This is a genomic window from Streptococcus pseudopneumoniae, from assembly GCF_001072315.1.
In the GTDB taxonomy this organism is placed as follows: domain Bacteria; phylum Bacillota; class Bacilli; order Lactobacillales; family Streptococcaceae; genus Streptococcus; species Streptococcus pseudopneumoniae_R.
In genome coordinates this window covers 16,234-37,885 of the sequence record NZ_JVLI01000118.1, presented here as the reverse complement: position 1 = coordinate 37,885, position 21,652 = coordinate 16,234, and the positions used below count along the sequence as shown (strand labels likewise).

Below are 21,652 nucleotides of genomic sequence, written 5' to 3'. Positions count from 1 at the left end.
AAAACTCAGCTGGTTAACCCAACTGAGTTTTGAAGTTTTATTTAGTCTTTCCAAAGTTCTTTAACTTTTGCTTGTACTTCTGCATTTTCTAGGAATTCATCATAGGTTTCATCAATACGATCGATGACGCCATTTTTAGATAAGACAACGATATGGTTAGCCAAAGTTTGAATAAACTCGTGGTCATGGCTAGCAAAGATGATTGATTCTTTAAAGTTTTTCAATCCATCATTCAAGCTTGAGATAGATTCCAAGTCCAAGTGATTGGTTGGATCATCAAGTACAAGGACATTTGATTTCAAGAGCATGAGTTTTGAAAGCATGACACGCACTTTTTCTCCCCCTGACAAGACGTTGACAGGTTTGTTAACCTCATCTCCAGAGAAGAGCATACGGCCGAGGAAGCCACGTAGGAAAGTATTGTCATCTTCTTCTTTATTTGCGAATTGACGCAACCAGTCAAGAATTGATTCTCCCCCTGCAAAATCAGCTGAGTTATCTTTTGGCAGATAAGATTGACTAGTGGTAACTCCCCACTTGACAGTTCCTTCATAATCAATGTCTCCCATGATTGCACGAATTAATGCAGTCGTTTGGATGTCATTTTGACCAATAAGAGCTGTCTTATCACCTGGACGCAAGATAAAACTGATATTATCTAAAATAGTTTCACCATCAATCTTTACAGTTAGATTTTCTACTGTCAAGAGATCATTACCGATCTCACGTTCCGCTTTAAAGTTGATAAATGGATATTTACGACTAGATGGTACAATCTCTTCTAGCTCAATCTTATCAAGCATTTTCTTACGTGATGTTGCTTGTCTTGATTTAGAAGCATTAGCAGAGAAACGAGCAACAAACTCTTGCAATTGTTTAATTTTTTCTTCTGCTTTGGCATTACGGTCTGCTAGCAATTTAGCAGCGAGTTCAGAAGATTCCTTCCAGAAGTCATAGTTTCCGACATAGAGTTTGATTTTTCCGAAGTCAAGGTCGGCCATGTGAGTACATACTTTGTTTAAGAAGTGACGGTCGTGGGATACTACGATAACGGTGTTATCAAAATCAATCAAGAAGTCTTCTAGCCATGTAATTGATTGGATATCCAAACCATTGGTCGGCTCGTCCAAAAGAAGAACATCTGGTTTACCAAAAAGTGCTTTGGCGAGGAGAACCTTTACTTTTTCACCGTTGGCCAACTCGCTCATATTTTGATAGTGCAATTCTTCTGGGATATTTAGGTTTTGAAGGAGTTGAGAGGCTTCACTTTCTGCTTCCCATCCTCCAAGCTCGGCAAACTCTCCTTCGAGTTCGGCAGCACGCACTCCATCTTCGTCTGAGAAATCTTCCTTCATGTAGATGGCATCTTTCTCTTTCATGATGCTATAAAGTTTTTCATTTCCCATGATAACGACATCAATGGCACGTTCATCTTCATAGTCAAAGTGATTTTGACGAAGAACAGAGAGACGTTCATCTGGACCAAGAGAGATGTGACCAGTAGTAGGTTCGATATCTCCGGCTAAAATTTTTAAAAAGGTAGATTTTCCGGCACCATTAGCACCAATTAATCCGTAAGTATTTCCTTCTGTAAATTTGATATTGACATCATCAAAAAGTTTGCGATCACTAAAACGTAGTGAAACATCAGATACTGTAAGCAATGTTTTTTCTCCTATATGTGTAATATATTCATTCTACTAGAAAATACGGAAATATTCAAATTTTTATATGTCAATTTTGTGTAAATTAAATTTACATCATACTTTACACAAATCCGTAAATAGCAAGGTTGATTTATTTTGATAAATTACGGTTATTTCATTAAAAAAATGCTATAATTGAAGGGACTATATCGAAGGAGAACAAAATGACTAAACCCATTATTTTAACAGGAGACCGTCCAACAGGAAAATTGCATATTGGACATTATGTTGGAAGTCTCAAAAATCGAGTATTATTACAGGAAGAGGATAAGTATGATATGTTTGTGTTCTTGGCTGACCAACAAGCCTTGACAGATCATGCCAAAGATCCTCAAACCATTGTAGAGTCTATCGGAAATGTGGCTTTGGATTACCTTGCAGTTGGATTGGATCCAAGTAAGTCAACTATCTTTATTCAAAGCCAAATTCCAGAATTAGCTGAGTTGTCTATGTATTATATGAATTTAGTTTCATTAGCACGTTTGGAGCGTAATCCAACTGTCAAGACAGAAATTGCTCAGAAAGGCTTTGGAGAAAGTATTCCGACAGGCTTCTTAGTCTATCCAATCGCTCAAGCAGCTGACATCACAGCTTTCAAGGCTAATTATGTTCCTGTTGGGACAGATCAGAAACCAATGATTGAGCAAACTCGTGAAATTGTTCGTTCTTTTAACAATGCATATAAATGTGATGTCTTGGTAGAGCCGGAAGGTATTTATCCAGAAAATGAGAGAGCAGGGCGTTTGCCTGGTTTAGATGGAAATGCTAAAATGTCTAAATCACTCAATAATGGTATTTATTTAGCTGATGATGCGGATACTTTGCGTAAAAAAGTAATGAGTATGTATACAGATCCAGATCATATTCGAGTGGAAGATCCAGGTAAGATTGAGGGAAATATGGTTTTCCATTATCTAGATGTTTTTGGTCGCCCAGAAGATGCTCAAGAAATTGCTGACATGAAAGAACATTATCAACGAGGTGGTCTTGGTGATGTGAAGACCAAGCGTTATCTACTTGAAATATTAGAACGTGAACTGGGTCCTATTCGTGAGCGCCGTATCGAATTTGCTAAGGATATGGGAGAAGTTTATAATATGCTTCAAAAAGGTAGTGAAAGAGCGCGTGAAGTTGCAGGTCAAACCCTATCTGAGGTTAAAGGAGCAATGGGACTTCATTACTTTAACTAAGTTTATTTTACAAGAAACTATCATTTCTATCTCAAAGAAAAGATAGTTTTTTATTTACCCCTGTAACATTTGACAAATTTTTATAGAATGGTATGATAGATACAATATAAAAAGAGTCAAGCTCAAAAAGAAAGAAAAGAGGAAACTTCGAATGTCTAATTGGGACACTAAATTTTTGAAAAAAGGTTTTACCTTTGATGATGTATTGCTTATTCCAGCTGAAAGTCATGTGTTGCCTAACGATGCAGATTTAACAACTAAATTGGCAGATAATTTGACTTTAAATATCCCAATTATTACCGCTGCTATGGACACAGTAACAGAGAGTCAAATGGCTATTGCTATTGCTCGTGCAGGTGGTCTCGGAGTTATCCATAAAAACATGTCAATTGCTCAACAAGCAGAAGAGGTTCGTAAGGTAAAACGTTCTGAAAATGGAGTTATTATTGATCCCTTCTTCTTGACGCCTGAACATACAATTGCTGAAGCAGATGAGCTTATGGGTCGTTACCGCATCAGTGGTGTTCCAGTTGTTGAAACACTTGAAAATCGTAAATTGGTTGGTATTTTGACAAACCGAGATCTTCGTTTTATTTCAGACTATAACCAACCAATCTCAAATCATATGACCAGTGAAAATCTTGTTACTGCTCCTGTGGGTACAGATCTTGCAACAGCTGAGAGTATTCTTCAAGAACACCGTATTGAAAAGCTTCCTTTGGTAGATGAAGAAGGTCGTCTTTCTGGTTTGATTACTATCAAAGATATTGAAAAAGTTATTGAGTTTCCAAATGCTGCGAAAGATGAGTTTGGTCGTCTACTAGTTGCAGGTGCAGTAGGTGTTACTTCAGATACATTTGAACGTGCAGAGGCTCTTTTTGAAGCAGGAGCGGATGCGATTGTTATTGATACTGCACATGGTCATTCTGCAGGTGTCCTGCGTAAAATTGCTGAGATTCGTGCTCATTTCCCAGACCGTACATTGATTGCTGGAAATATTGCTACTGCTGAAGGTGCACGTGCCCTTTATGAAGCAGGTGTAGACGTTGTCAAGGTTGGTATTGGACCAGGTTCAATCTGTACAACTCGTGTGATTGCTGGTGTTGGTGTTCCGCAAGTAACAGCTATCTACGATGCTGCAGCTGTTGCGCGTGAATATGGTAAAACGATCATTGCTGACGGTGGAATCAAGTATTCTGGAGATATTGTAAAAGCCCTTGCTGCAGGTGGAAATGCAGTTATGCTTGGATCTATGTTTGCTGGAACTGATGAAGCTCCAGGTGAAACTGAAATCTTCCAAGGACGTAAGTTCAAGACTTACCGTGGTATGGGATCAATCGCTGCTATGAAAAAAGGTTCAAGCGATCGTTACTTCCAAGGTTCTGTCAATGAAGCAAACAAACTCGTTCCAGAAGGAATTGAAGGTCGTGTTGCTTATAAAGGAGCTACAGCTGACATTGTCTTCCAAATGATTGGTGGTATTCGCTCTGGTATGGGTTACTGTGGTGCAGCTAACCTTAAAGAACTACACGATAATGCTCAATTTATTGAAATGTCTGGTGCTGGTTTGAAAGAAAGTCATCCTCATGATGTACAAATTACGAATGAGGCACCAAATTATTCTATGTAAAAACACTGAAAAGAACTCCCGTGAAAACAGGAGTTCTTTTACAATGTTGTCAAGTTTTATTTACAATAACTTTACCATCCTGAATAGTAAAGATATTTAGATTTTCTGGCAGATTTTGAAGATGATCTAAGCTTGTTGTTGTGATAAAGGTTTGGATTGAATGAGAAATCGTTTCTAATAATTTTAGTTGTCTAGTGTTGTCAAGTTCACTCATAACATCGTCAAGTAGTAATATTGGAGATTCTGTAGTAATACTTTCCATTAACTCGATTTCTGCTAATTTTATAGAGAGGACGAGACTACGATGTTGACCTTGACTGCCAAAACTAGCATCCATCCCATTTATATAAAAAGAAATATCATCTCGATGAGGCCCAACACCAGTATTCTTTTTAAATAAATCTCTGGATCTACTTTTTTCTAAAGCAATTTTGAAAGATTCGGATAAGTCTTCTTTGTCAGTTATATTGACAGAAGATTGATAGGATATTGACAACTCTTCAATCTGATTAGAGAGTTCAAAATGTTTCTTACGCCCAAATGATTCTAGTTTTTTTATGAAATCTAAGCGGTGATTCATTACACGACATCCATAATCAACTAACTGATCATCCAACACTGAAAGGAAGGTATCATCTATTTTTTGAGCTGATTTTAGATAGGTATTTCTTTGTTTTAGGATATGGTTATAATTTGTTAAGTCTGATAAATAGATTGGCTTAATTTGCCCAAGCTCCATATCAATAAATTTTCGTCGAACCGAAGGTGCACCTTTAATTAGTTGTAAATCTTCCGGAGCAAATAAAACAACATTCATGTGTCCCACATAATCTGAAAGGCGCGCCTGTTTTAAGTGATTAACTTTTGTCACACGTCCTTTTTGTGTTAGTTCGATTTCTAGAGGAATGGATCCAGTTTTTTTCTGAACGAGACCTGAAAGATGAAGTTGTTCCTCATCAAAATGAATGAGATTTTTATCTGTTCGAGTTCGATGACTACGCGTTAAGGCTAAAAAATAGATAGCCTCTAACATATTTGTTTTACCTTGTGCATTGCGTCCTAAAAAGACATTTAATTTAGGATTAAAGTCTATTTTCGTCTCTTTGTAGTTACGAAAAGTTTTGAGAGATAGGTGTTGTAGCCACATGATTATCTACCAGGGAATCGCGGAGCTTGTCTGCTTTTGGGTGATGAAGCAGGTTTTGATTTGTCTTTTTTTACTCCCTTATTCATCTCTTTGACGAGTTTAGCGATTCGTTCTTTTTCAACTTTATCAGCTTGGTATTCATCTTGTTCTTCAAAAGTAGGTTGTGTCAACAAGATGTCAATATTCATGTCAGGGATGTCAACTTTATCACCAATACGAAGTTTTTTACCACGACGATTTTCTAATTCCCCATTAAAGTAAACAGAATGTTCAGAGAGAAATGATTTAATAGCTCCTCCGCTATGTGTAATTCCAAGTTCTTTGAGTAGTGCTTGGAGGGTAATAAATTCTTCAAATAATTTGTATTCCATAATTCACCTCAATCTTTGGTATTATACCATATTTTCCTAAAAATAGGGAGAGAAACAAGGAGCAATGTAAGCGATTTTTATTTCAAAAGTGTTACAGAGAACAAGAAAATTTCAGGTTTTCGTGATATAATAGAAGTCTGTATATAAGGAGGTAAATCATGGAGTTAGTGCATGGAGTTTCAACACATTTTATCCAATCAAAAAAGTTTAAAACGAACAAAATCGCCGTGCGTTTTACCGCTCCATTGTCCCTCGATACGATTTCAGGTCGCATGTTGAGTGCGAGTATGCTAGAGACTGCTAATCAGATGTATCCCACTTCTCAAGATTTGAGAAGACATTTAGCCAGTCTATACGGTACAGATATGTCAACCAATTGTTTCAGAAGAGGGCAAAGTCATATTGTAGAATTGACATTTACCTATGTTCGTGATGAGTTTTTAAGTAGGAAAAATGTGCTAACTTCTCAGGTTTTGGAACTAGTAAAAGAAACTCTTTTTTCCCCCGTAGTAGTTGATAATGGGTTTGATCCTGCCTTATTTGAAATTGAGAAAAAACAATTACTAGCAAGTTTAGCAGCTGATATGGATGATTCTTTTTATTTTGCACATAAAGAATTAGACAAATTATTTTTTCATGATGAACGTCTCCAATTGGAATATAGTGATTTACGAAATCGTATTTTAGCTGAAACTCCACAAAGTTCTTATTCTTGTTTCCAAGAATTTTTGGCCAATGATCGAATCGATTTCTTTTTCCTAGGTGATTTTAATGAGGTTGAAATTCAGAATGTATTAGAATCGTTTGGCTTTAAAGGTCGAAAAGGAGATGTGAAGGTTCAGTATTGTCAACCTTATTCCAATATCCTTCAAGAAGGTATGGTTCGGAAAAATGTGGGACAATCCATTTTGGAATTAGGTTATCATTGCCCTTCTGAATATGGTGATGAGCAACATTTACCCATGATTGTAATGAATGGTTTACTGGGCGGATTTGCTCACTCTAAGCTCTTTACAAATATTCGTGAAAATGCTGGATTAGCTTATACTATTTCAAGTCAGCTCGATTTGTTTAGTGGATTTTTAAGGATGTATGCTGGTATTGATCGAGAAAATCGTAACCAGGCTCGTAAAATGATGAATAATCAACTGATTGATTTAAAAAAAGGATATTTTACAGAGCTTGAGTTAGAGCAGACCAAGGAAATGATTCGTCGGTCTTTGTTACTTTCTCAAGATAATCAATCTTCATTGATTGAACGTGCTTATCAAAATGCCTTACTTGGGAAATCTTCAGCAGACTTTAAAAGTTGGATTGCAAAACTCGAGCAAGTTGACAAAGATGCTATTTGTAGAGCAGCTAATAATGTGAAACTACAAGCGATTTACTTTATGGAAGGAATAGAATGACAAAGGTTGTTTTTGAAGAAAAATACTATCCAGCTGTAAAAGAAATGGTTTATCGAACTCGTTTGGCAAATGGATTGACAGTTGCTCTTTTGCCTAAAAAGGAATTTAAAGAGGTTTACGGGAGTGTAACTGTACAGTTTGGTTCGATAGATACGCTTGTCACAGAAGTTGACGGAGATGTAAAACAATATCCTGTAGGAATTGCTCATTTTCTTGAACATAAATTATTTGAAAGAGAAGATTCTAGCGATTTGATGTCTGCTTTTACGAGTCTAGGTGCAGATAGTAATGCCTTTACAAGCTTTACAAAAACAAACTATCTTTTTTCAGCAACGGATCATTTTTTAGAAAATTTAGAGTTACTTGATGAATTGGTAACATCAGCACACTTTACTGAAGATTCCATTTTAAGAGAGCAGGATATTATTCAGCAAGAACGAGAAATGTATCAAGATGATCCAGATTCGTGTTTATTCTTTTCAACTTTAGCGAATTTGTATCCTGGTACACCTTTAGCAACTGATATTGTTGGAAGTGAGGAGTCCATTTCCCAAATCAATCTAACTAATTTGCAAGAAAATTTTACAAGATTTTACAAATCTGTAAACATGTCTCTGTTTTTAGTTGGTAATTTTGATGTAGAGCTAGTTCAGGGTTACTTTGAAAGAAAAGAACTGAAAGATTTAGATGTTCAGGAAGTAGTAAGAGAAAAATTTGTTTTACAGGCTGTAAAGCAAACAGACAGTATGAGAATGGAAGTATCTTCTCCCAAACTAGCGATTGGGATTAGAGGTAATCGAGAAGTTGCTGAGGCGGATTGCTATCGACATCATATTTTATTAAAATTATTGTTTGCAATGATGTTTGGTTGGACTTCGGATCGTTTTCAAAAATTATATGAATCAGGTAAAATAGATACTTCCCTATCTCTTGAAATTGAAGTAACAAGTCGCTTTCATTTTGTCATGTTGACAATGGATACAAAAGAGCCAGTTGCTTTATCTCATCAATTTAGGAAGGCCATTCGTAATTTTACAAAGGATTTGGATATTACAGAGGATCATTTAGATATTATCAAAAGAGAGATGTTTGGAGAATTTTTCAGTAGCATGAACTCTCTTGAATTTATTGCAATGCAATATGATGCTTTTGAACATGGTGAGACAATTTTTGATTTACCAAAGATTTTACAGGAAATTACTTTAGAGGATGTCCTTGAAGCAGGACATCACTTAATAGATGAAGGGGATATAGTTGATTTTACAATATTCCCATCGTAGTAACCTATCATAATAGACACTAGAAAGAAGGGATGACAAGTATGAGGAAAAAAACAATTGGTGAGGTTTTACGATTAGCTAGAATCAATCAGGGATTGAGTTTAGATGAATTGCAGAAAAAGACAGAAATCCAGTTAGATATGTTGGAAGCAATGGAAGCAGACGATTTCGATCAACTTCCAAGTCCTTTTTACACGCGTTCTTTCTTGAGAAAATATGCGTGGGCTGTTGAATTAGATGACCAAATTGTTTTGGATGCTTATGATTCTGGGAGTATGATTACTTATGAGGAAGTAGATGTTGATGAAGGTGAGTTGACAGGTCGTAGACGTTCAAGTAAGAAAAAGAAGAAAAAAACATCATTTTTACCTTTATTTTATTTTATCCTTTTTGCCTTATCGATTTTAATTTTTGTGACCTATTATGTTTGGAACTATATTCAAACTCAACCAGAGGGGTCTTCTCTTTCTAATTATAGTGTGGTTCAATCAACAAGTTCAATGAGTTCAACTAGCTCTGTTCCCCACTCTTCAAGTAGTAGTTCATCTAGCAGTTCTTCTAGTATAGAATCAGCTATAAGTGTATCAGGCGAAGGAAATCATGTAGAAATCGCTTATAAGACAAGTAAGGAAACAGTTAAATTGCAATTGGCAGTTTCAGATGTTACAAGTTGGGTCAGCGTTTCAGAAAGCGAACTTGAGGGCGGTGTAACCTTATCGCCAGAGAAGAAAAGTGCGGAAACAACAGTCGCAACTAAAAGTCCTGTAACAATTACGTTAGGTGTTGTAAAAGGTGTTGCTTTGACAGTAGATAATCAGACTGTTGATTTATCGAAATTAACAGCTCAGACTGGACAAATCACTGTAACCTTTACTAAAAATTAAGGAAAAACGAATGAAAAAAGAACAAATTCCCAATCTCTTAACAATAGGTCGAATTCTCTTTATACCTATTTTTATCTTTATTTTAACGATAGGAAATTCGATAGAGAGTCATATAGTGGCAGCTATTATCTTTGCTATTGCTAGTATTACAGATTATTTAGATGGATATTTAGCTCGTAAATGGAATGTGGTCAGTAATTTCGGTAAATTTGCAGATCCAATGGCGGATAAACTACTAGTTATGTTGGCTTTTATTATGTTGATTGAGTTAGGTATGGCTCCTGCTTGGATTGTTGCAGTGATCATCTGTCGTGAGTTGGCTGTGACAGGTTTAAGGCTTTTATTGGTTGAAACTGGTGGGACAGTTTTAGCAGCAGCTATGCCTGGAAAAATTAAAACTTTCAGTCAGATGCTTGCCATTATTTTCTTGCTATTACACTGGACTTTGATTGGCCAAGTTCTACTTTATGTAGCCTTGTTTTTCACTATCTACTCTGGCTATGATTATTTCAAGGGTAGTGCCTATGTATTTAAAGGGACATTTGGTTCGAAATGAAATCAATAATTGATGTAAAAAATCTTTCTTTTCGCTATAAGGAAAGTCAGGAATACTACGATGTGAAGGATATTACGTTTCACGTGAAACGTGGAGAATGGCTTTCGATTGTAGGGCATAATGGTAGTGGTAAATCAACGACTGTCCGGTTAATTGATGGCTTACTGGAAGCGGAATCTGGAGAGATTGTAATTGATGGGCAACGACTGACTGAGGAAAATGTTTGGGATATACGCCGTCAAATCGGTATGGTTTTTCAAAATCCAGATAATCAATTTGTTGGAGCGACTGTTGAAGATGACGTTGCTTTTGGTTTGGAAAATCAGGGACTTTCTCGTCAAGAAATGAAAAAAAGAGTGGAAGAAGCTCTGGATTTGGTTGGTATGTTGGACTTTAAAAAGAGAGAGCCAGCGCGTCTATCAGGTGGCCAAAAGCAACGTGTGGCCATTGCAGGTGTTGTAGCCCTAAGACCAGCGATTCTAATCCTGGATGAGGCAACGAGTATGTTGGATCCTGAGGGGCGTAGAGAACTTATTGAGACAGTAAAAGGAATTCGGAAAGACTATGATATGACGGTCATTTCCATCACACATGATTTGGAAGAAGTTGCCATGAGCGATCGCGTGTTGGTCATGAAAAAAGGGGAAATTGAATCAACTAGTAGTCCAAGAGAACTTTTCTCTCGAAATGATTTAGATCAAATTGGATTAGACGATCCTTTTTCCAATCAATTAAAACATTCTTTGAGCCAGAATGGCTATGATTTACCTGAAAATTATTTGACAGAAAGTGAGCTAGAGGATAAGCTATGGGAATTGCTCTAGAAAATGTGAGTTTTACGTATCAAGAAGGGACTCCCTTAGCTTCAACAGCTTTGTCGGATGTTTCTTTGACTATTGAAGATGGTTCTTATACGACTTTAATTGGGCACACAGGTAGCGGTAAATCAACTATTTTACAACTTTTAAATGGTTTATTGGTTCCAAGCCAAGGAACTGTGCGAGTTTTTGATACCTTAATCACTTCGACTTCTAAAAACAAAGATATTCGTCAAATTAGAAAACAGGTTGGTTTGGTATTTCAGTTTGCTGAAAATCAGATTTTTGAAGAAACGGTTTTGAAAGACGTTGCTTTTGGCCCGCAAAATTTTGGAGTTTCTGAAGAAGATGCGGAGCAGATTGCGCGTGAGAAACTAGCTCTGGTTGGAATTGATGAATCACTTTTTGATCACAGTCCGTTTGAGCTGTCAGGTGGACAAATGAGACGTGTCGCCATTGCAGGCATACTTGCTATGGAGCCAGCTATATTAGTCTTAGATGAACCCACAGCAGGTCTGGATCCTCTGGGGAGAAAAGAGTTGATGAATTTGTTCAAAAAACTCCACCAGTCAGGGATGACCATTGTCTTGGTAACGCATTTGATGGATGATGTTGCTGAATATGCGAATCAAGTCTATGTGATGGAAAAGGGACGGTTAGTTAAGGGTGGTAGACCGAGTGATGTCTTTCAAGATGTTGTCTTTATGGAAGAAATGCAGTTGGGAGTACCTAAAATTACGGCCTTTTGTAAACGATTGGCTGATAGAGGCGTGTCATTTAAACGATTACCGATTAAGATAGAAGAGTTCAAGGAGTCGCTAAATGGATAGTATGATTTTGGGGCGTTATATCCCAGGGGATTCGATTGTTCACCGATTGGATCCACGTAGCAAATTACTGGCTATGATGCTACTGATTTTGATTGTGTTTTGGGCTAATAATCCCTTGACAAATCTGATTCTTTTCATAGCGACAGGGATATTTATTGCCTTGTCAGGAGTATCTCTTTCATTTTTTATTCAGGGCTTGAAGTCTATGTTTTTCTTGATTGCCTTCACAACTATTTTTCAATTGTTTTTCATTTCTAATGGGAATGTTTTATTTGAGTTTTCGTTTGTGAGAATCACGGATTATGCTTTGCAACAAGCTGGAATTATTTTTTGTCGCTTCGTATTGATTATTTTCTTTTCAACTTTGTTAACCTTAACGACCATGCCCTTAAGTTTGGCATCAGCTGTCGAAGCTTTGTTATCTCCTTTAAAGCGTGTGAAAGTTCCGGTTCATGAAATTGGCTTAATGCTGTCCATGAGTTTGCGTTTTGTTCCGACCTTAATGGATGATACGACGCGGATTATGAATGCACAGAAAGCGCGTGGAGTGGATTTTGGAGAAGGAAACATTGTTCAAAAGGTGAAGGCTATGATTCCCATTTTGATTCCTCTTTTTGCGACAAGTTTGAAACGTGCGGATTCCTTGGCTATCGCTATGGAAGCGCGTGGTTATCAGGGTGGAAAAGGCAGAAGTCAATACCGACAATTGGAATGGACTCGAAAGGATACGCTGACTATTCTTGTCATTATCGTACTTGCTTGTTGCTTATTTTTCTTAAAATCTTAGTAGCTTTCAGGAATTGATAAAAAGTTACTGTAACAGTTTTTGATATAAAGGTAGGGATATGAACCGTTTTAAAAAATCAAAATATGTCATTATTGTTTTTGTCACTGTTCTGCTTGTGTCAGCTCTCTTAGCGACGACTTATTCAAGCACAATTGTGACAAAATTAGGAGATGGAATCTCATTGGTTGATAGGGTTGTACAAAAACCTTTTCAGTGGTTTGATTCTGTCAAATCAGATTTGGCTCATTTGACACGAACATATAATGAAAATGAAAGTTTGAAGAAACAGATTTACCAGTTAGAAGTTAAATCAAATGAGGCGGAAAGTTTAAAGACAGAAAATGAACAACTGCGTCAATTGCTTGGTATGAAGTCCAAGTTGCAAGCTACAAATACTTTGGCAGCAGATGTTATTATGCGTTCTCCGGTATCTTGGAAGCAGGAGTTGACCTTAGATGCAGGCAAATCAAAAGGGGTTTCTGATAACATGTTAGCTATTGCAAATGGTGGTTTGATTGGGAGTGTTTCAAAAGTGGAGGACAACTCTACTATAGTCAACCTTCTGACAAATACGGAAAATGCTGATAAGATTTCGGTAAAGATTCAACATGGTTCTACTACAATTTATGGAATTATTGTTGGCTACGACAAGGAAAATGAAGTTCTTAAAATTAGTCAATTAAATAGTAATAGCGATATTAGTACAGGCGATAAGGTGACAACGGGTGGATTAGGAAACTTTAACGTTGCGGATATTCCTGTTGGTGAAGTGGTTGCCACAACGCATAGTACAGACTATTTGACACGAGAAGTAACTGTTAAATTGAGTGCAGATACTCATAATGTGGATGTGATAGAATTAGTGGGGAATTCATAATGAGACAGTTGAAGCGGGTTGGAGTGTTTTTATTGCTCCCTTTCTTTGTTCTAATTGACGCCCATATTAGCCAGCTTCTGGGCTCATTTTTCCCCCATGTACATTTGGCTAGTCATTTTCTGTTTTTATTTCTCTTATTTGAGACGATAGAAGTATCAGAGTATTTCTACCTAGTCTATTGTTTTGTGATAGGCTTGGTTTACGATGTTTACTTTTTCCATCTAATAGGGATTGCAACTCTCTTATTTATCTTACTGGGAGCCTTTCTTCATAAATTGAATAGTGTTATTTTATTGAATCGTTGGACAAGAATCTTGGCTATGATTGTTATGAGTTTTCTATTTGATATGGGAGCTTATCTCTTTGCATTAGTAGTAGGTTTAACTGTAGATAGTCTGCCGATTTTTATCGTTTATAGCCTAGTACCATCCATGATTTTAAATCTTGTGTGGATGCTTATTTTTCAGTTTATTTTTGAAAGATATTATCTATAAGAAAGAAACAAAAATGTAACAAAGGCGTAATATTCATTAGGCCTTTTTTTGGTATACTAGTATTGTCTTTAAAAGAAGGAGTATCTACATAATATGAAGAAAAAAATCTTAGCGTCACTTTTATTAAGTACAGTAATGGTTTCTCAAGTAGTTGTTTTAACAACTGCGCATGCAGAAACGACTGATGACAAAATTGCTGCTCAAGATAATAAAATTAGTAACTTAACAGCACAACAACAAGAAGCCCAAAAACAAGTTGACCAAATTCAGGAGCAAGTATCAGCTATTCAAGCTGAGCAATCTAACTTGCAAGCTGAAAATGATAGATTACAAGCAGAATCTAAAAAACTTGAGAATGAGATTACAGAGCTTTCTAAAAATATTGTGTCTCGTAATGATTCTTTGGAAAAGCAAGCTCGTAGTGCTCAAACAAATGGAGCTGCAACTAGCTACATTAATACAATTGTAAACTCAAAATCAATTACAGAAGCTATTTCACGTGTTGCAGCAATGAATGAAATTGTATCTGCTAACAACAAAATGTTGGAACAACAGAAAGCAGATAAAAAAGCAATTTCTGAGAAGCAAGTGGCAAACAATGACGCAATTAATACAGTGATTACAAATCAACAGAAATTGTCTGATGATGCACAAGCTTTAACAACGAAACAAGCTGAGTTGAAGGCTGCAGAATTAAATCTTGCTGCTGAAAAAGCGACAGCAGAAGATGAAAAAGCAAGTTTGCTAGAGAAAAAAGCAGAAGCAGAAGCAGAAGCAAAAGCAGCGGCAGCAGCAGAAGCAGCTTATAAAGAAAAACAAGCTAGCCAACAACAATCAGTACTTGCTTCAGGTAATACAAACCTAACCGCACAGGTACAAGCAGTATCTGAATCTGCAGTAGCACCTGTTCAGGCTAAAGTACGTCCAACATATAACACAAATGCCTCAACTTATCCAATTGGTGAATGTACCTGGGGAGTAAAAACATTGGCACCTTGGGCTGGAGACTACTGGGGTAATGGAGCACAGTGGGCTACAAGTGCAGCAGCAGCAGGTTTCCGTACAGGTTCAACACCTCAAGTTGGTGCGATTGCATGTTGGAATGATGGTGGATATGGTCACGTAGCGGTTGTTACAGCTGTTGAATCAACAACACATATCCAAGTATCAGAATCAAATTATGCAGGTAATCGTACAATTGGAAATCACCGTGGATGGTTCAATCCAACAACAACTTCTGAAGGTTTTGTTACATATATTTATGCAGATTAATTTACAGAGGGACTCGAATAGAGCCCTCTTTTCAGGTTTTACCGTGACAATCCCTATTAAAAATCCCATCAAAATAGCTTGAAAATATCGAAAAAGTATGGTAGAATAAAAATTGTCGTGTGAACGATAATACTCATTCTTGATGAATTGTGAAGCAGTTGCCCTTGGGTCGTTTTGCGAGTTGAAGTCAAGAAGAGGAAAAAAACAAAAAGGAGAAATACTCATGGCAGTAATTTCAATGAAACAACTTCTTGAGGCTGGTGTACACTTTGGTCACCAAACTCGTCGCTGGAACCCTAAGATGGCTAAATACATCTTTACAGAGCGTAACGGAATCCACGTTATCGACTTGCAACAAACTGTAAAATACGCTGACCAAGCATACGACTTCATGCGTGATGCAGCAGCTAACGATGCAGTTGTATTGTTCGTTGGTACTAAGAAACAAGCAGCTGATGCAGTTGCTGAAGAAGCAGTACGTTCAGGTCAATACTTCATCAACCACCGTTGGTTGGGTGGAACTCTTACAAACTGGGGAACAATCCAAAAACGTATCGCTCGTTTGAAAGAAATCAAACGTATGGAAGAAGATGGAACTTTCGAAGTTCTTCCTAAGAAAGAAGTTGCACTTCTTAACAAACAACGTGCGCGTCTTGAAAAATTCTTGGGTGGTATCGAAGATATGCCTCGTATCCCAGATGTGATGTACATAGTTGACCCACATAAAGAGCAAATCGCTGTTAAAGAAGCTAAAAAATTGGGAATCCCAGTTGTAGCGATGGTTGACACAAACACTGATCCAGATGATATTGATGTAATCATCCCAGCTAACGATGACGCTATCCGCGCTGTTAAATTGATCACAGCTAAATTGGCTGACGCTATCATCGAAGGACGTCAAGGTGAGGATGCAGTAGCAGTTGAATCAGAATTTGTAGCTTCAGAAACTCAAGCAGATTCAATTGAAGAAATCGTTGAAGTTGTAGAAGGCGACAACGCTTAATTCATATAAATAGTAATTACCTAGGAGGGCGGGGCTTAGCCCGGCTCTCCTATTTTTAAAAAATATAGGAGAATCAAAATGGCAGAAATTACAGCTAAACTTGTAAAAGAGTTGCGTGAAAAATCTGGTGCTGGTGTTATGGACGCTAAAAAAGCATTGGTTGAAGTGGAAGGCGATATCGAAAAAGCGATTGAATTGCTTCGTGAAAAAGGTATGGCTAAGGCAGCTAAGAAAGCTGACCGTGTTGCTGCAGAAGGTTTGACTGGTGTTTATGTTAACGGTAATGTTGCAGCAGTTATTGAAGTAAACGCTGAAACTGACTTCGTTGCGAAAAACGCCCAATTCGTTGAATTGGTAAATACTACAGCTAAAGTTATTGCTGAAGGAAAACCTGCTAACAATGAAGAAGCTCTTGCTTTGACAATGCCTTCAGGTGAAACTCTTGAAGCAGCTTATGTGTCTGCAACAGCGACTATCGGAGAAAAAATCTCATTCCGTCGCTTTGCTTTGATTGAAAAAACAGATGCACAACACTTCGGAGCATACCAACACAACGGTGGACGTATCGGTGTTATCTCTGTAATCGAAGGTGGAGACGAAGCACTTGCTAAACAAATTTCAATGCACATCGCTGCTATGAAACCAACAGTTCTTTCTTACAAAGAATTGGATGAACAATTCGTTAAAGATGAGTTGGCACAATTGAACCACGTTATCGACCAAGATAACGAAAGCCGTGCAATGGTTAACAAACCAGCTCTTCCACACTTGAAGTATGGATCAAAATCTCAATTGACTGATGAAGTGATTGCTCAAGCTGAAGCTGACATCAAAGCTGAGTTGGCTGCAGAAGGCAAACCAGAAAAAATCTGGGACAAAATTATCCCAGGTAAAATGGATCGCTTCATGCTTGACAACACTAAAGTTGACCAAGCTTACACACTTCTTGCACAAGTTTACATCATGGATGATAGCAAGACAGTTGAAGCATATCTTGAATCAGTTAACGCTTCAGTAGTTGAGTTCGCTCGCTTTGAAGTTGGTGAAGGTATTGAGAAAGCTGCAAACGACTTTGAAGCTGAAGTTGCAGCTACAATGGCAGCAGCTTTGAATAACTAATTATAGAAAGGAAGTAAATTTGCTTCCTTTTTTCTATGCAGTCGATCCCTATAGGGAGAGCTTCCTATTTTCAAGGTAAAAATAAAAGGCCCTATAATAAGGGCCAATTGTATTTAGGAGACTAAACTTCAAATTCATAGAGTGCTGTAGAGAGATAACGTTCACCGTTATCTGGTGCTAGAGCAAGGACTTTTTTACCTGTACCTAATTTTTTGGCAATCTCGATGGCTCCGTAGATAGTTGCAGCTGAAGAAATCCCTACAAGGAAACCTTCTTTTCCACCAATTTCACGGCCGAGTGCTAGAGCATCGTCTGACGTTACACGAACGATACCATCATAAGCCTTTGTATCCAGTGTATCAGGAATAAATCCAGCTGATATACCTTGAATTTTGTGAGGACCAGGTTTTTCACCAGATAGAATAGCAGATTCATCAGCTTCCACTGCATAAACTTGAATGTTTGAATTTGCTGATTTGAGTGCATGAGAAACACCAGAAATCGTTCCACCGGTACCCACTCCAGCAACAAAGGCATCTAGTCCATCTTTACCGAAAGCAGCTAGTATTTCAGCTCCTGTTGTTCTTTCGTGTACTTCTGGATTTGCTGGGTTGTCAAATTGAAGAGGAAGGAAACCATCACGTTCAGCAGTGATTTCTTGAGCCTTAGCAATAGCACCTTTCATTCCTTCGCTACCAGGCGTAAGGACTAGTTCAGCACCATAGGCTTGGATAATCTTACGTCGTTCTACACTCATAGTTTCAGGCATAACGATAACAACTTTATACCCTTTAGCAGCCCCTACCCATGAAAGTCCAATACCAGTGTTTCCACTTGTTGCTTCAACAATAGTAGAACCAGTTTTCAGAATACCGTCTTGTTCAGCTTTTTCAATCATGCTAAGGGCAATACGGTCTTTTACAGATGAACCAGGATTAAATGCTTCAAGCTTTACATAGACGTCCGCAGCACCTTCTGGCACAATGTTGTTGAGTTTAACAATCGGAGTTTGACCGATTAGTTCAGTAATGTTGTTATAAATAGACATATGAATACCTCTTTGTATAAGATATCTCTAGTATAACGCTATCTATACCATTTGTAAAATATAGAAATCCTATCGAAGTGATAGGATTTTTTTATATCACAGGTCTAAGCCATTAATTTTTAAGCGATTGTGATAGGCTAATTCTAGTAAATAGGTGTAAAGTGGAACGATATCCGTTTTCTTAGGGAATTCAAATTTATGAGCACTAAAATGCTCATTATGTGCTTTTAGAAAGACATTTTCTAAATAAGTAATAGTAATTTCACTATCATCTATACCTGCTCCTGCAGTTTCCATTTCAACGTTAACAATGTTCATCAAAAAGATTGATTTAATAGACATCTTACGACCAGTAGCGCCTTGTTTATCTGTAAAGATAATACGGATATTTGTAAATATAATTGAGTCACGAATCAGTTTATATCCACTTTGAATTTCCTCATTTTCTAGTAGATATTGTTCATATTATTTGATAAGAGTTTCTTTGTTTTGCTCGCTAAAGTTACCAGCTAGTCCTTGAATGAATTTACCAAATACCATATTTTCTACTTTATTTACACTAAGTTTACAGGAACCTCAACTTCGCGTAAACCTTGATCCGTTAAAGTGACTTTTCCATTAAAAAATTCCACAAGTGAAGCTTTAATAGTTTCTTTTTCTTCTTTATCAACATAAATCATCGTATCGACTTGATCTGTAAAGTTTGTATCCAGCTCCATGAGATCATGTTCTTTAAGAAAGTTACTATACTCTTGGTATTGAGCGTAAGACATTTGAATAGCAATGCCCGCCTGTTCCTTTATTTCAATGATGCCAATTTCTTTGACAGCTAAGGCAACACTGCCGGCGTAAGCACGAATGAGTCCTCCAGCGCCTAGTTTAATACCACCAAAGTAGCGTGTCACTACCACACAGACATTGGTAAGATTGTGATTTTCTAGCACCCCAAGCATGGGAACGCCAGCAGTACCACTAGGCTCACCATCATCACTTGTTCGTTTGATTTCACTACGTTCTCCAATAATGAAGGCAGAGCAGTTATGCGTAGCTTTGTAGTGTTCTTTTTTGATGGTGGTAATGAAGTCACGAGCCTCTTCTTCGCTATAAACACGCTTGGCATGACAGATAAAGCGTGATTTTTTGATTTCTTCTTGGACTTGACCGTCCTCTTTAATTGTTCTAAATTCCATGATTTAATTGTACTAAAAAATCATCTAAAGCGCTAGGTTTTTACGAATAAAGAAGTATGAAAGTAAATCCAAATTATCTTGGTCGCTTGTTTACTGAGAATGAATTAACAGAAGAAGAACGTCAGTTGGCGGAGAAATTTCCAGCAATGAGAAAGGAGAAGGGGAAATTTTTCTGTCAACGTTGTGATAGTGCTATTTTAGATGAATGGTATTTGCCCATCGGTGCTTACTATTGTCGAGAGTGCTTGCTGATGAAGCGAGTCAGGAGTGACCAAGCTTTATACTATTTTCCGCAGGAGGATTTTCCTAAACAGGATGTTCTTAAATGGCGTGGTCAATTAACTCCTTTTCAAGAAAAGGTGTCAGAGGGATTGATTCAAGCAGTAGAGAAGCAAGAGCCAACTTTAGTTCATGCGGTGACAGGGGCTGGAAAGACAGAAATGATTTATCAAGTTGTGGCTAAAGTGATTAATGGAGGTGGTGCAGTATGTTTGGCTAGTCCTCGCATAGATGTTTGTTTGGAGCTGTATAAGCGCCTGCAAGATGATTTTGCTTGCGAGATAGCCCTCCTACATGGAGAATCAAAGCCGTATTTTCGAACACCACTAGTTGTTGCGACGACCCATCAGTTATTGAAATTTTATCAAGCTTTTGATTTGCTGATAGTGGATGAAGTAGATGCTTTTCCTTATGTTGATAATCCAACACTTTACCACGCTGTCAAGAATAGTGTAAAGGAGAATGGATTGAGAATCTTTTTAACAGCGACTTCGACTGATGAGTTAGATAAAAAGGTCCGTTTAGGAGAACTAAAAAGACTGAGTTTACCAAGACGGTTTCATGGAAATCCGTTGATTATTCCTAAGCCAGTTTGGTTATCGGATTTTAATCGCTACTTAGATAAGAATCGTTTGTCACCAAAGTTAAAGACTTATATTGAGAAACAGAGAAAGACAGCTTATCCGTTACTCATTTTTGCTTCAGAAATTAAGAAAGGGGAGCAGTTAAAAGAAATCTTACAGGAGCAATTTCCAAATGAGAAAATTGGCTTTGTATCTTCTATCACAGAAGATCGATTAGAGCAGGTACAAGCTTTTCGAGATGGAGAACTGACAATACTTATCAGTACGACAATCTTGGAGCGTGGGGTTACCTTCCCTTGTGTGGACGTTTTCGTAGTAGAGGCTAATCATCGTCTGTTTACCAAGTCTAGTTTGATTCAAATTGGTGGACGAGTTGGACGAAGCATGGATAGACCGACAGGAGATTTGCTTTTCTTCCATGATGGGTTAAATGATTCAATCAAGAAGGCGATTAAGGAAATTCAGCAGATGAACAAGGAGGCAGGCTTATGAAGTGTTTGTTATGTGGGCAGACTATGAAGAATGTTTTAACTTTTAGTAGTCTCTTACTTCTGAGGAATGATGATTCTTGTCTTTGTTCAGACTGTGATTCTACTTTTGAAAGAATTGGGGAAGAGAACTGTCCAAATTGTATGAAAACAGGTTTGTCAACAAAGTGTCAAGATTGTCAACTTTGGTGTAAAGAAGGAATTGAGGTTAGTCATAGCGCGATTTTTACTTACAATCAAGCTATGAAGGATTTTTTTAGTCGGTATAAGTTTGATGGGGATTTCCTGTTAAGAAAAGTTTTCGCTTCATTTTTAAGTGCGGAGTTAAAAAAGTACAAAGAGTATCAATTTGTTGTAATTCCCCTAAGTCCTGATAGATATGCTAACAGAGGATTTAATCAGGTTGAGAGCTTGGTAGAGGCAGCAGGCTTTGAGTATCTGGATTTATTAGAGAAAAGAGAAGAGAGAGCCAGTTCTTCTAAAAATCGTTCAGAACGCTTGGCAACAGAACTTCCTTTCTTTATAAAAAGTGGAGTCACTATTCCTAAAAAAATCCTACTTATAGATGATGTCTATACTACAGGAGCAACTATAAATCGTGTTAAGAAATTGTTAGAAGAGGCTGGTGCTAAGGATGTAAAAACATTTTCCCTTGTAAGATGAGGAAAAAATTTGCAAAAATAGAATGAA

21 protein-coding genes and 1 pseudogene are annotated in these 21,652 nt (G+C 37.4%); 16 read left to right on the top strand and 6 right to left on the bottom strand.

The window, feature by feature from the left end:
- Positions 1–41: 41 nt before the first annotated feature.
- A complete protein-coding gene (locus ADH54_RS06315; RefSeq protein WP_049524459.1) occupies positions 42–1,664 on the bottom strand; it encodes an ATP-binding cassette domain-containing protein in 1,623 nt (540 codons plus the stop codon).
- A 206-nt stretch (positions 1,665–1,870) separates the two neighbouring features.
- On the opposite strand from ADH54_RS06315, the gene trpS reads away from it, so the two are divergent.
- Both trpS and guaB read left to right on the top strand, forming a co-directional pair.
- Positions 1,871–2,896 (top strand): tryptophan--tRNA ligase, encoded by a 1,026-nt coding sequence (trpS, locus tag ADH54_RS06310; protein ID WP_020901150.1) that lies wholly within the window; start codon positions 1,871–1,873, stop codon positions 2,894–2,896.
- Between the two features lie 151 nt (positions 2,897–3,047).
- Positions 3,048–4,526 carry an IMP dehydrogenase gene (guaB, locus tag ADH54_RS06305; protein WP_049524458.1) on the top strand — a complete coding sequence of 493 codons (1,479 nt, stop codon included), beginning with the start codon at positions 3,048–3,050 and terminating at the stop codon, positions 4,524–4,526.
- 49 nt (positions 4,527–4,575) lie between these two features.
- Here the strand turns inward: guaB and recF are convergent, their stop codons facing one another.
- The gene (gene recF, locus ADH54_RS06300) at positions 4,576–5,673 is read right to left on the bottom strand and encodes a DNA replication/repair protein RecF (protein WP_049524457.1); all 1,098 of its coding nucleotides are present in this window, start codon (positions 5,671–5,673) and stop codon (positions 4,576–4,578) included.
- Between the two features lie 2 nt (positions 5,674–5,675).
- Positions 5,676–6,044: a S4 domain-containing protein YaaA gene (yaaA, locus tag ADH54_RS06295; protein ID WP_000455891.1), complete on the bottom strand. Its 369-nt coding sequence runs from the start codon at positions 6,042–6,044 to the stop codon at positions 5,676–5,678.
- A 158-nt stretch (positions 6,045–6,202) separates the two neighbouring features.
- On the opposite strand from yaaA, the gene yfmF reads away from it, so the two are divergent.
- From yfmF to tsf, 12 genes are all read left to right on the top strand, one after another.
- Positions 6,203–7,453, top strand: coding sequence for an EF-P 5-aminopentanol modification-associated protein YfmF (yfmF, locus tag ADH54_RS06290; protein ID WP_049524456.1), 1,251 nt, complete (start codon positions 6,203–6,205; stop codon positions 7,451–7,453).
- Complete coding sequence (gene yfmH, locus ADH54_RS06285; protein ID WP_049524455.1) at positions 7,450–8,733, top strand: EF-P 5-aminopentanol modification-associated protein YfmH; 1,284 nt, start codon at positions 7,450–7,452, stop codon at positions 8,731–8,733. The genes yfmF and yfmH overlap by 4 nt, the downstream gene beginning before the upstream one ends.
- A 41-nt stretch (positions 8,734–8,774) precedes the next feature.
- Complete coding sequence (gene rodZ, locus ADH54_RS06280; RefSeq protein ID WP_049524454.1) at positions 8,775–9,617, top strand: cytoskeleton protein RodZ; 843 nt, start codon at positions 8,775–8,777, stop codon at positions 9,615–9,617.
- Positions 9,618–9,627: 10 nt separating this feature from the next.
- The gene (pgsA, locus tag ADH54_RS06275) at positions 9,628–10,173 is read left to right on the top strand and encodes a CDP-diacylglycerol--glycerol-3-phosphate 3-phosphatidyltransferase (RefSeq protein ID WP_049524453.1); all 546 of its coding nucleotides are present in this window, start codon (positions 9,628–9,630) and stop codon (positions 10,171–10,173) included.
- A complete protein-coding gene (locus ADH54_RS06270) occupies positions 10,170–10,997 on the top strand; it encodes an energy-coupling factor ABC transporter ATP-binding protein (protein WP_049524452.1) in 828 nt (275 codons plus the stop codon). The genes pgsA and ADH54_RS06270 overlap by 4 nt, the downstream gene beginning before the upstream one ends.
- Positions 10,982–11,821 (top strand): energy-coupling factor transporter ATPase, encoded by an 840-nt coding sequence (locus tag ADH54_RS06265; RefSeq protein ID WP_049524451.1) that lies wholly within the window; start codon positions 10,982–10,984, stop codon positions 11,819–11,821. The genes ADH54_RS06270 and ADH54_RS06265 overlap by 16 nt, the downstream gene beginning before the upstream one ends.
- Complete coding sequence (locus ADH54_RS06260; RefSeq protein WP_049524450.1) at positions 11,814–12,608, top strand: energy-coupling factor transporter transmembrane component T family protein; 795 nt, start codon at positions 11,814–11,816, stop codon at positions 12,606–12,608. The genes ADH54_RS06265 and ADH54_RS06260 overlap by 8 nt, the downstream gene beginning before the upstream one ends.
- A 58-nt stretch (positions 12,609–12,666) precedes the next feature.
- Positions 12,667–13,485: a rod shape-determining protein MreC gene (mreC, locus tag ADH54_RS06255; RefSeq protein ID WP_049524449.1), complete on the top strand. Its 819-nt coding sequence runs from the start codon at positions 12,667–12,669 to the stop codon at positions 13,483–13,485.
- Positions 13,485–13,979: a rod shape-determining protein MreD gene (gene mreD, locus ADH54_RS06250; protein WP_049524448.1), complete on the top strand. Its 495-nt coding sequence runs from the start codon at positions 13,485–13,487 to the stop codon at positions 13,977–13,979. The genes mreC and mreD overlap by 1 nt, the downstream gene beginning before the upstream one ends.
- Before the next feature lie 93 nt (positions 13,980–14,072).
- Positions 14,073–15,251, top strand: a complete 1,179-nt coding sequence (pcsB, locus tag ADH54_RS06245) for a peptidoglycan hydrolase PcsB (RefSeq protein ID WP_049524447.1) — start codon at positions 14,073–14,075, stop codon at positions 15,249–15,251.
- Positions 15,252–15,474: 223 nt separating this feature from the next.
- Positions 15,475–16,254: a 30S ribosomal protein S2 gene (gene rpsB / locus ADH54_RS06240; RefSeq protein ID WP_049524446.1), complete on the top strand. Its 780-nt coding sequence runs from the start codon at positions 15,475–15,477 to the stop codon at positions 16,252–16,254.
- A 78-nt stretch (positions 16,255–16,332) separates the two neighbouring features.
- Positions 16,333–17,373, top strand: a complete 1,041-nt coding sequence (tsf, locus tag ADH54_RS06235; protein WP_000808096.1) for a translation elongation factor Ts — start codon at positions 16,333–16,335, stop codon at positions 17,371–17,373.
- Between the two features lie 121 nt (positions 17,374–17,494).
- Here the strand turns inward: tsf and cysK are convergent, their stop codons facing one another.
- From cysK to ADH54_RS06220, 3 genes and pseudogenes are all read right to left on the bottom strand, one after another.
- Entirely contained in the window at positions 17,495–18,421 is a 927-nt protein-coding gene (gene cysK, locus ADH54_RS06230) for a cysteine synthase A (RefSeq protein WP_049524445.1), read from the bottom strand.
- A 96-nt stretch (positions 18,422–18,517) separates the two neighbouring features.
- Positions 18,518–18,961, bottom strand: a pseudogene (locus ADH54_RS06225) (PH domain-containing protein).
- Between the two features lie 14 nt (positions 18,962–18,975).
- Complete coding sequence (locus ADH54_RS06220) at positions 18,976–19,611, bottom strand: YigZ family protein (RefSeq protein WP_049524444.1); 636 nt, start codon at positions 19,609–19,611, stop codon at positions 18,976–18,978.
- Positions 19,612–19,667: 56 nt separating this feature from the next.
- Here ADH54_RS06220 and ADH54_RS06215 point away from each other — a divergent pair, with 56 nt between their 5' ends.
- A complete protein-coding gene (locus ADH54_RS06215; RefSeq protein WP_049524443.1) occupies positions 19,668–20,966 on the top strand; it encodes a DEAD/DEAH box helicase in 1,299 nt (432 codons plus the stop codon).
- On the top strand, positions 20,963–21,625 hold the full coding sequence (locus ADH54_RS06210) for a ComF family protein (protein ID WP_049524442.1): 663 nt from the start codon (positions 20,963–20,965) through the stop codon (positions 21,623–21,625). Before ADH54_RS06215 ends, ADH54_RS06210 begins: the two co-directional genes overlap by 4 nt.
- Positions 21,626–21,652: the final 27 nt, after the last annotated feature.

Bases quoted from the DNA above. Each gene is read 5' to 3' on its own strand.
- ADH54_RS06220 (WP_049524444.1), bottom strand. From the start codon at position 19,611: ATGGAATTTAGAACAATTAAAGAGGACGGTCAAGTCCAAGAAGAAATC.
- rodZ (WP_049524454.1), top strand. From the start codon at position 8,775: ATGAGGAAAAAAACAATTGGTGAGGTTTTACGATTAGCTAGAATCAAT.
- mreC (WP_049524449.1), top strand. From the start codon at position 12,667: ATGAACCGTTTTAAAAAATCAAAATATGTCATTATTGTTTTTGTCACT.
- yfmF (WP_049524456.1), top strand. From the start codon at position 6,203: ATGGAGTTAGTGCATGGAGTTTCAACACATTTTATCCAATCAAAAAAG.
- recF (WP_049524457.1), bottom strand. From the start codon at position 5,673: ATGTGGCTACAACACCTATCTCTCAAAACTTTTCGTAACTACAAAGAG.
- ADH54_RS06270 (WP_049524452.1), top strand. From the start codon at position 10,170: ATGAAATCAATAATTGATGTAAAAAATCTTTCTTTTCGCTATAAGGAA.
- mreD (WP_049524448.1), top strand. From the start codon at position 13,485: ATGAGACAGTTGAAGCGGGTTGGAGTGTTTTTATTGCTCCCTTTCTTT.
- pcsB (WP_049524447.1), top strand. From the start codon at position 14,073: ATGAAGAAAAAAATCTTAGCGTCACTTTTATTAAGTACAGTAATGGTT.
- ADH54_RS06265 (WP_049524451.1), top strand. From the start codon at position 10,982: ATGGGAATTGCTCTAGAAAATGTGAGTTTTACGTATCAAGAAGGGACT.
- rpsB (WP_049524446.1), top strand. From the start codon at position 15,475: ATGGCAGTAATTTCAATGAAACAACTTCTTGAGGCTGGTGTACACTTT.
- cysK (WP_049524445.1), bottom strand. From the start codon at position 18,421: ATGTCTATTTATAACAACATTACTGAACTAATCGGTCAAACTCCGATT.
- trpS (WP_020901150.1), top strand. From the start codon at position 1,871: ATGACTAAACCCATTATTTTAACAGGAGACCGTCCAACAGGAAAATTG.
- yaaA (WP_000455891.1), bottom strand. From the start codon at position 6,044: ATGGAATACAAATTATTTGAAGAATTTATTACCCTCCAAGCACTACTC.
- ADH54_RS06260 (WP_049524450.1), top strand. From the start codon at position 11,814: ATGGATAGTATGATTTTGGGGCGTTATATCCCAGGGGATTCGATTGTT.
- yfmH (WP_049524455.1), top strand. From the start codon at position 7,450: ATGACAAAGGTTGTTTTTGAAGAAAAATACTATCCAGCTGTAAAAGAA.
- tsf (WP_000808096.1), top strand. From the start codon at position 16,333: ATGGCAGAAATTACAGCTAAACTTGTAAAAGAGTTGCGTGAAAAATCT.
- guaB (WP_049524458.1), top strand. From the start codon at position 3,048: ATGTCTAATTGGGACACTAAATTTTTGAAAAAAGGTTTTACCTTTGAT.
- pgsA (WP_049524453.1), top strand. From the start codon at position 9,628: ATGAAAAAAGAACAAATTCCCAATCTCTTAACAATAGGTCGAATTCTC.
- ADH54_RS06210 (WP_049524442.1), top strand. From the start codon at position 20,963: ATGAAGTGTTTGTTATGTGGGCAGACTATGAAGAATGTTTTAACTTTT.
- ADH54_RS06215 (WP_049524443.1), top strand. From the start codon at position 19,668: ATGAAAGTAAATCCAAATTATCTTGGTCGCTTGTTTACTGAGAATGAA.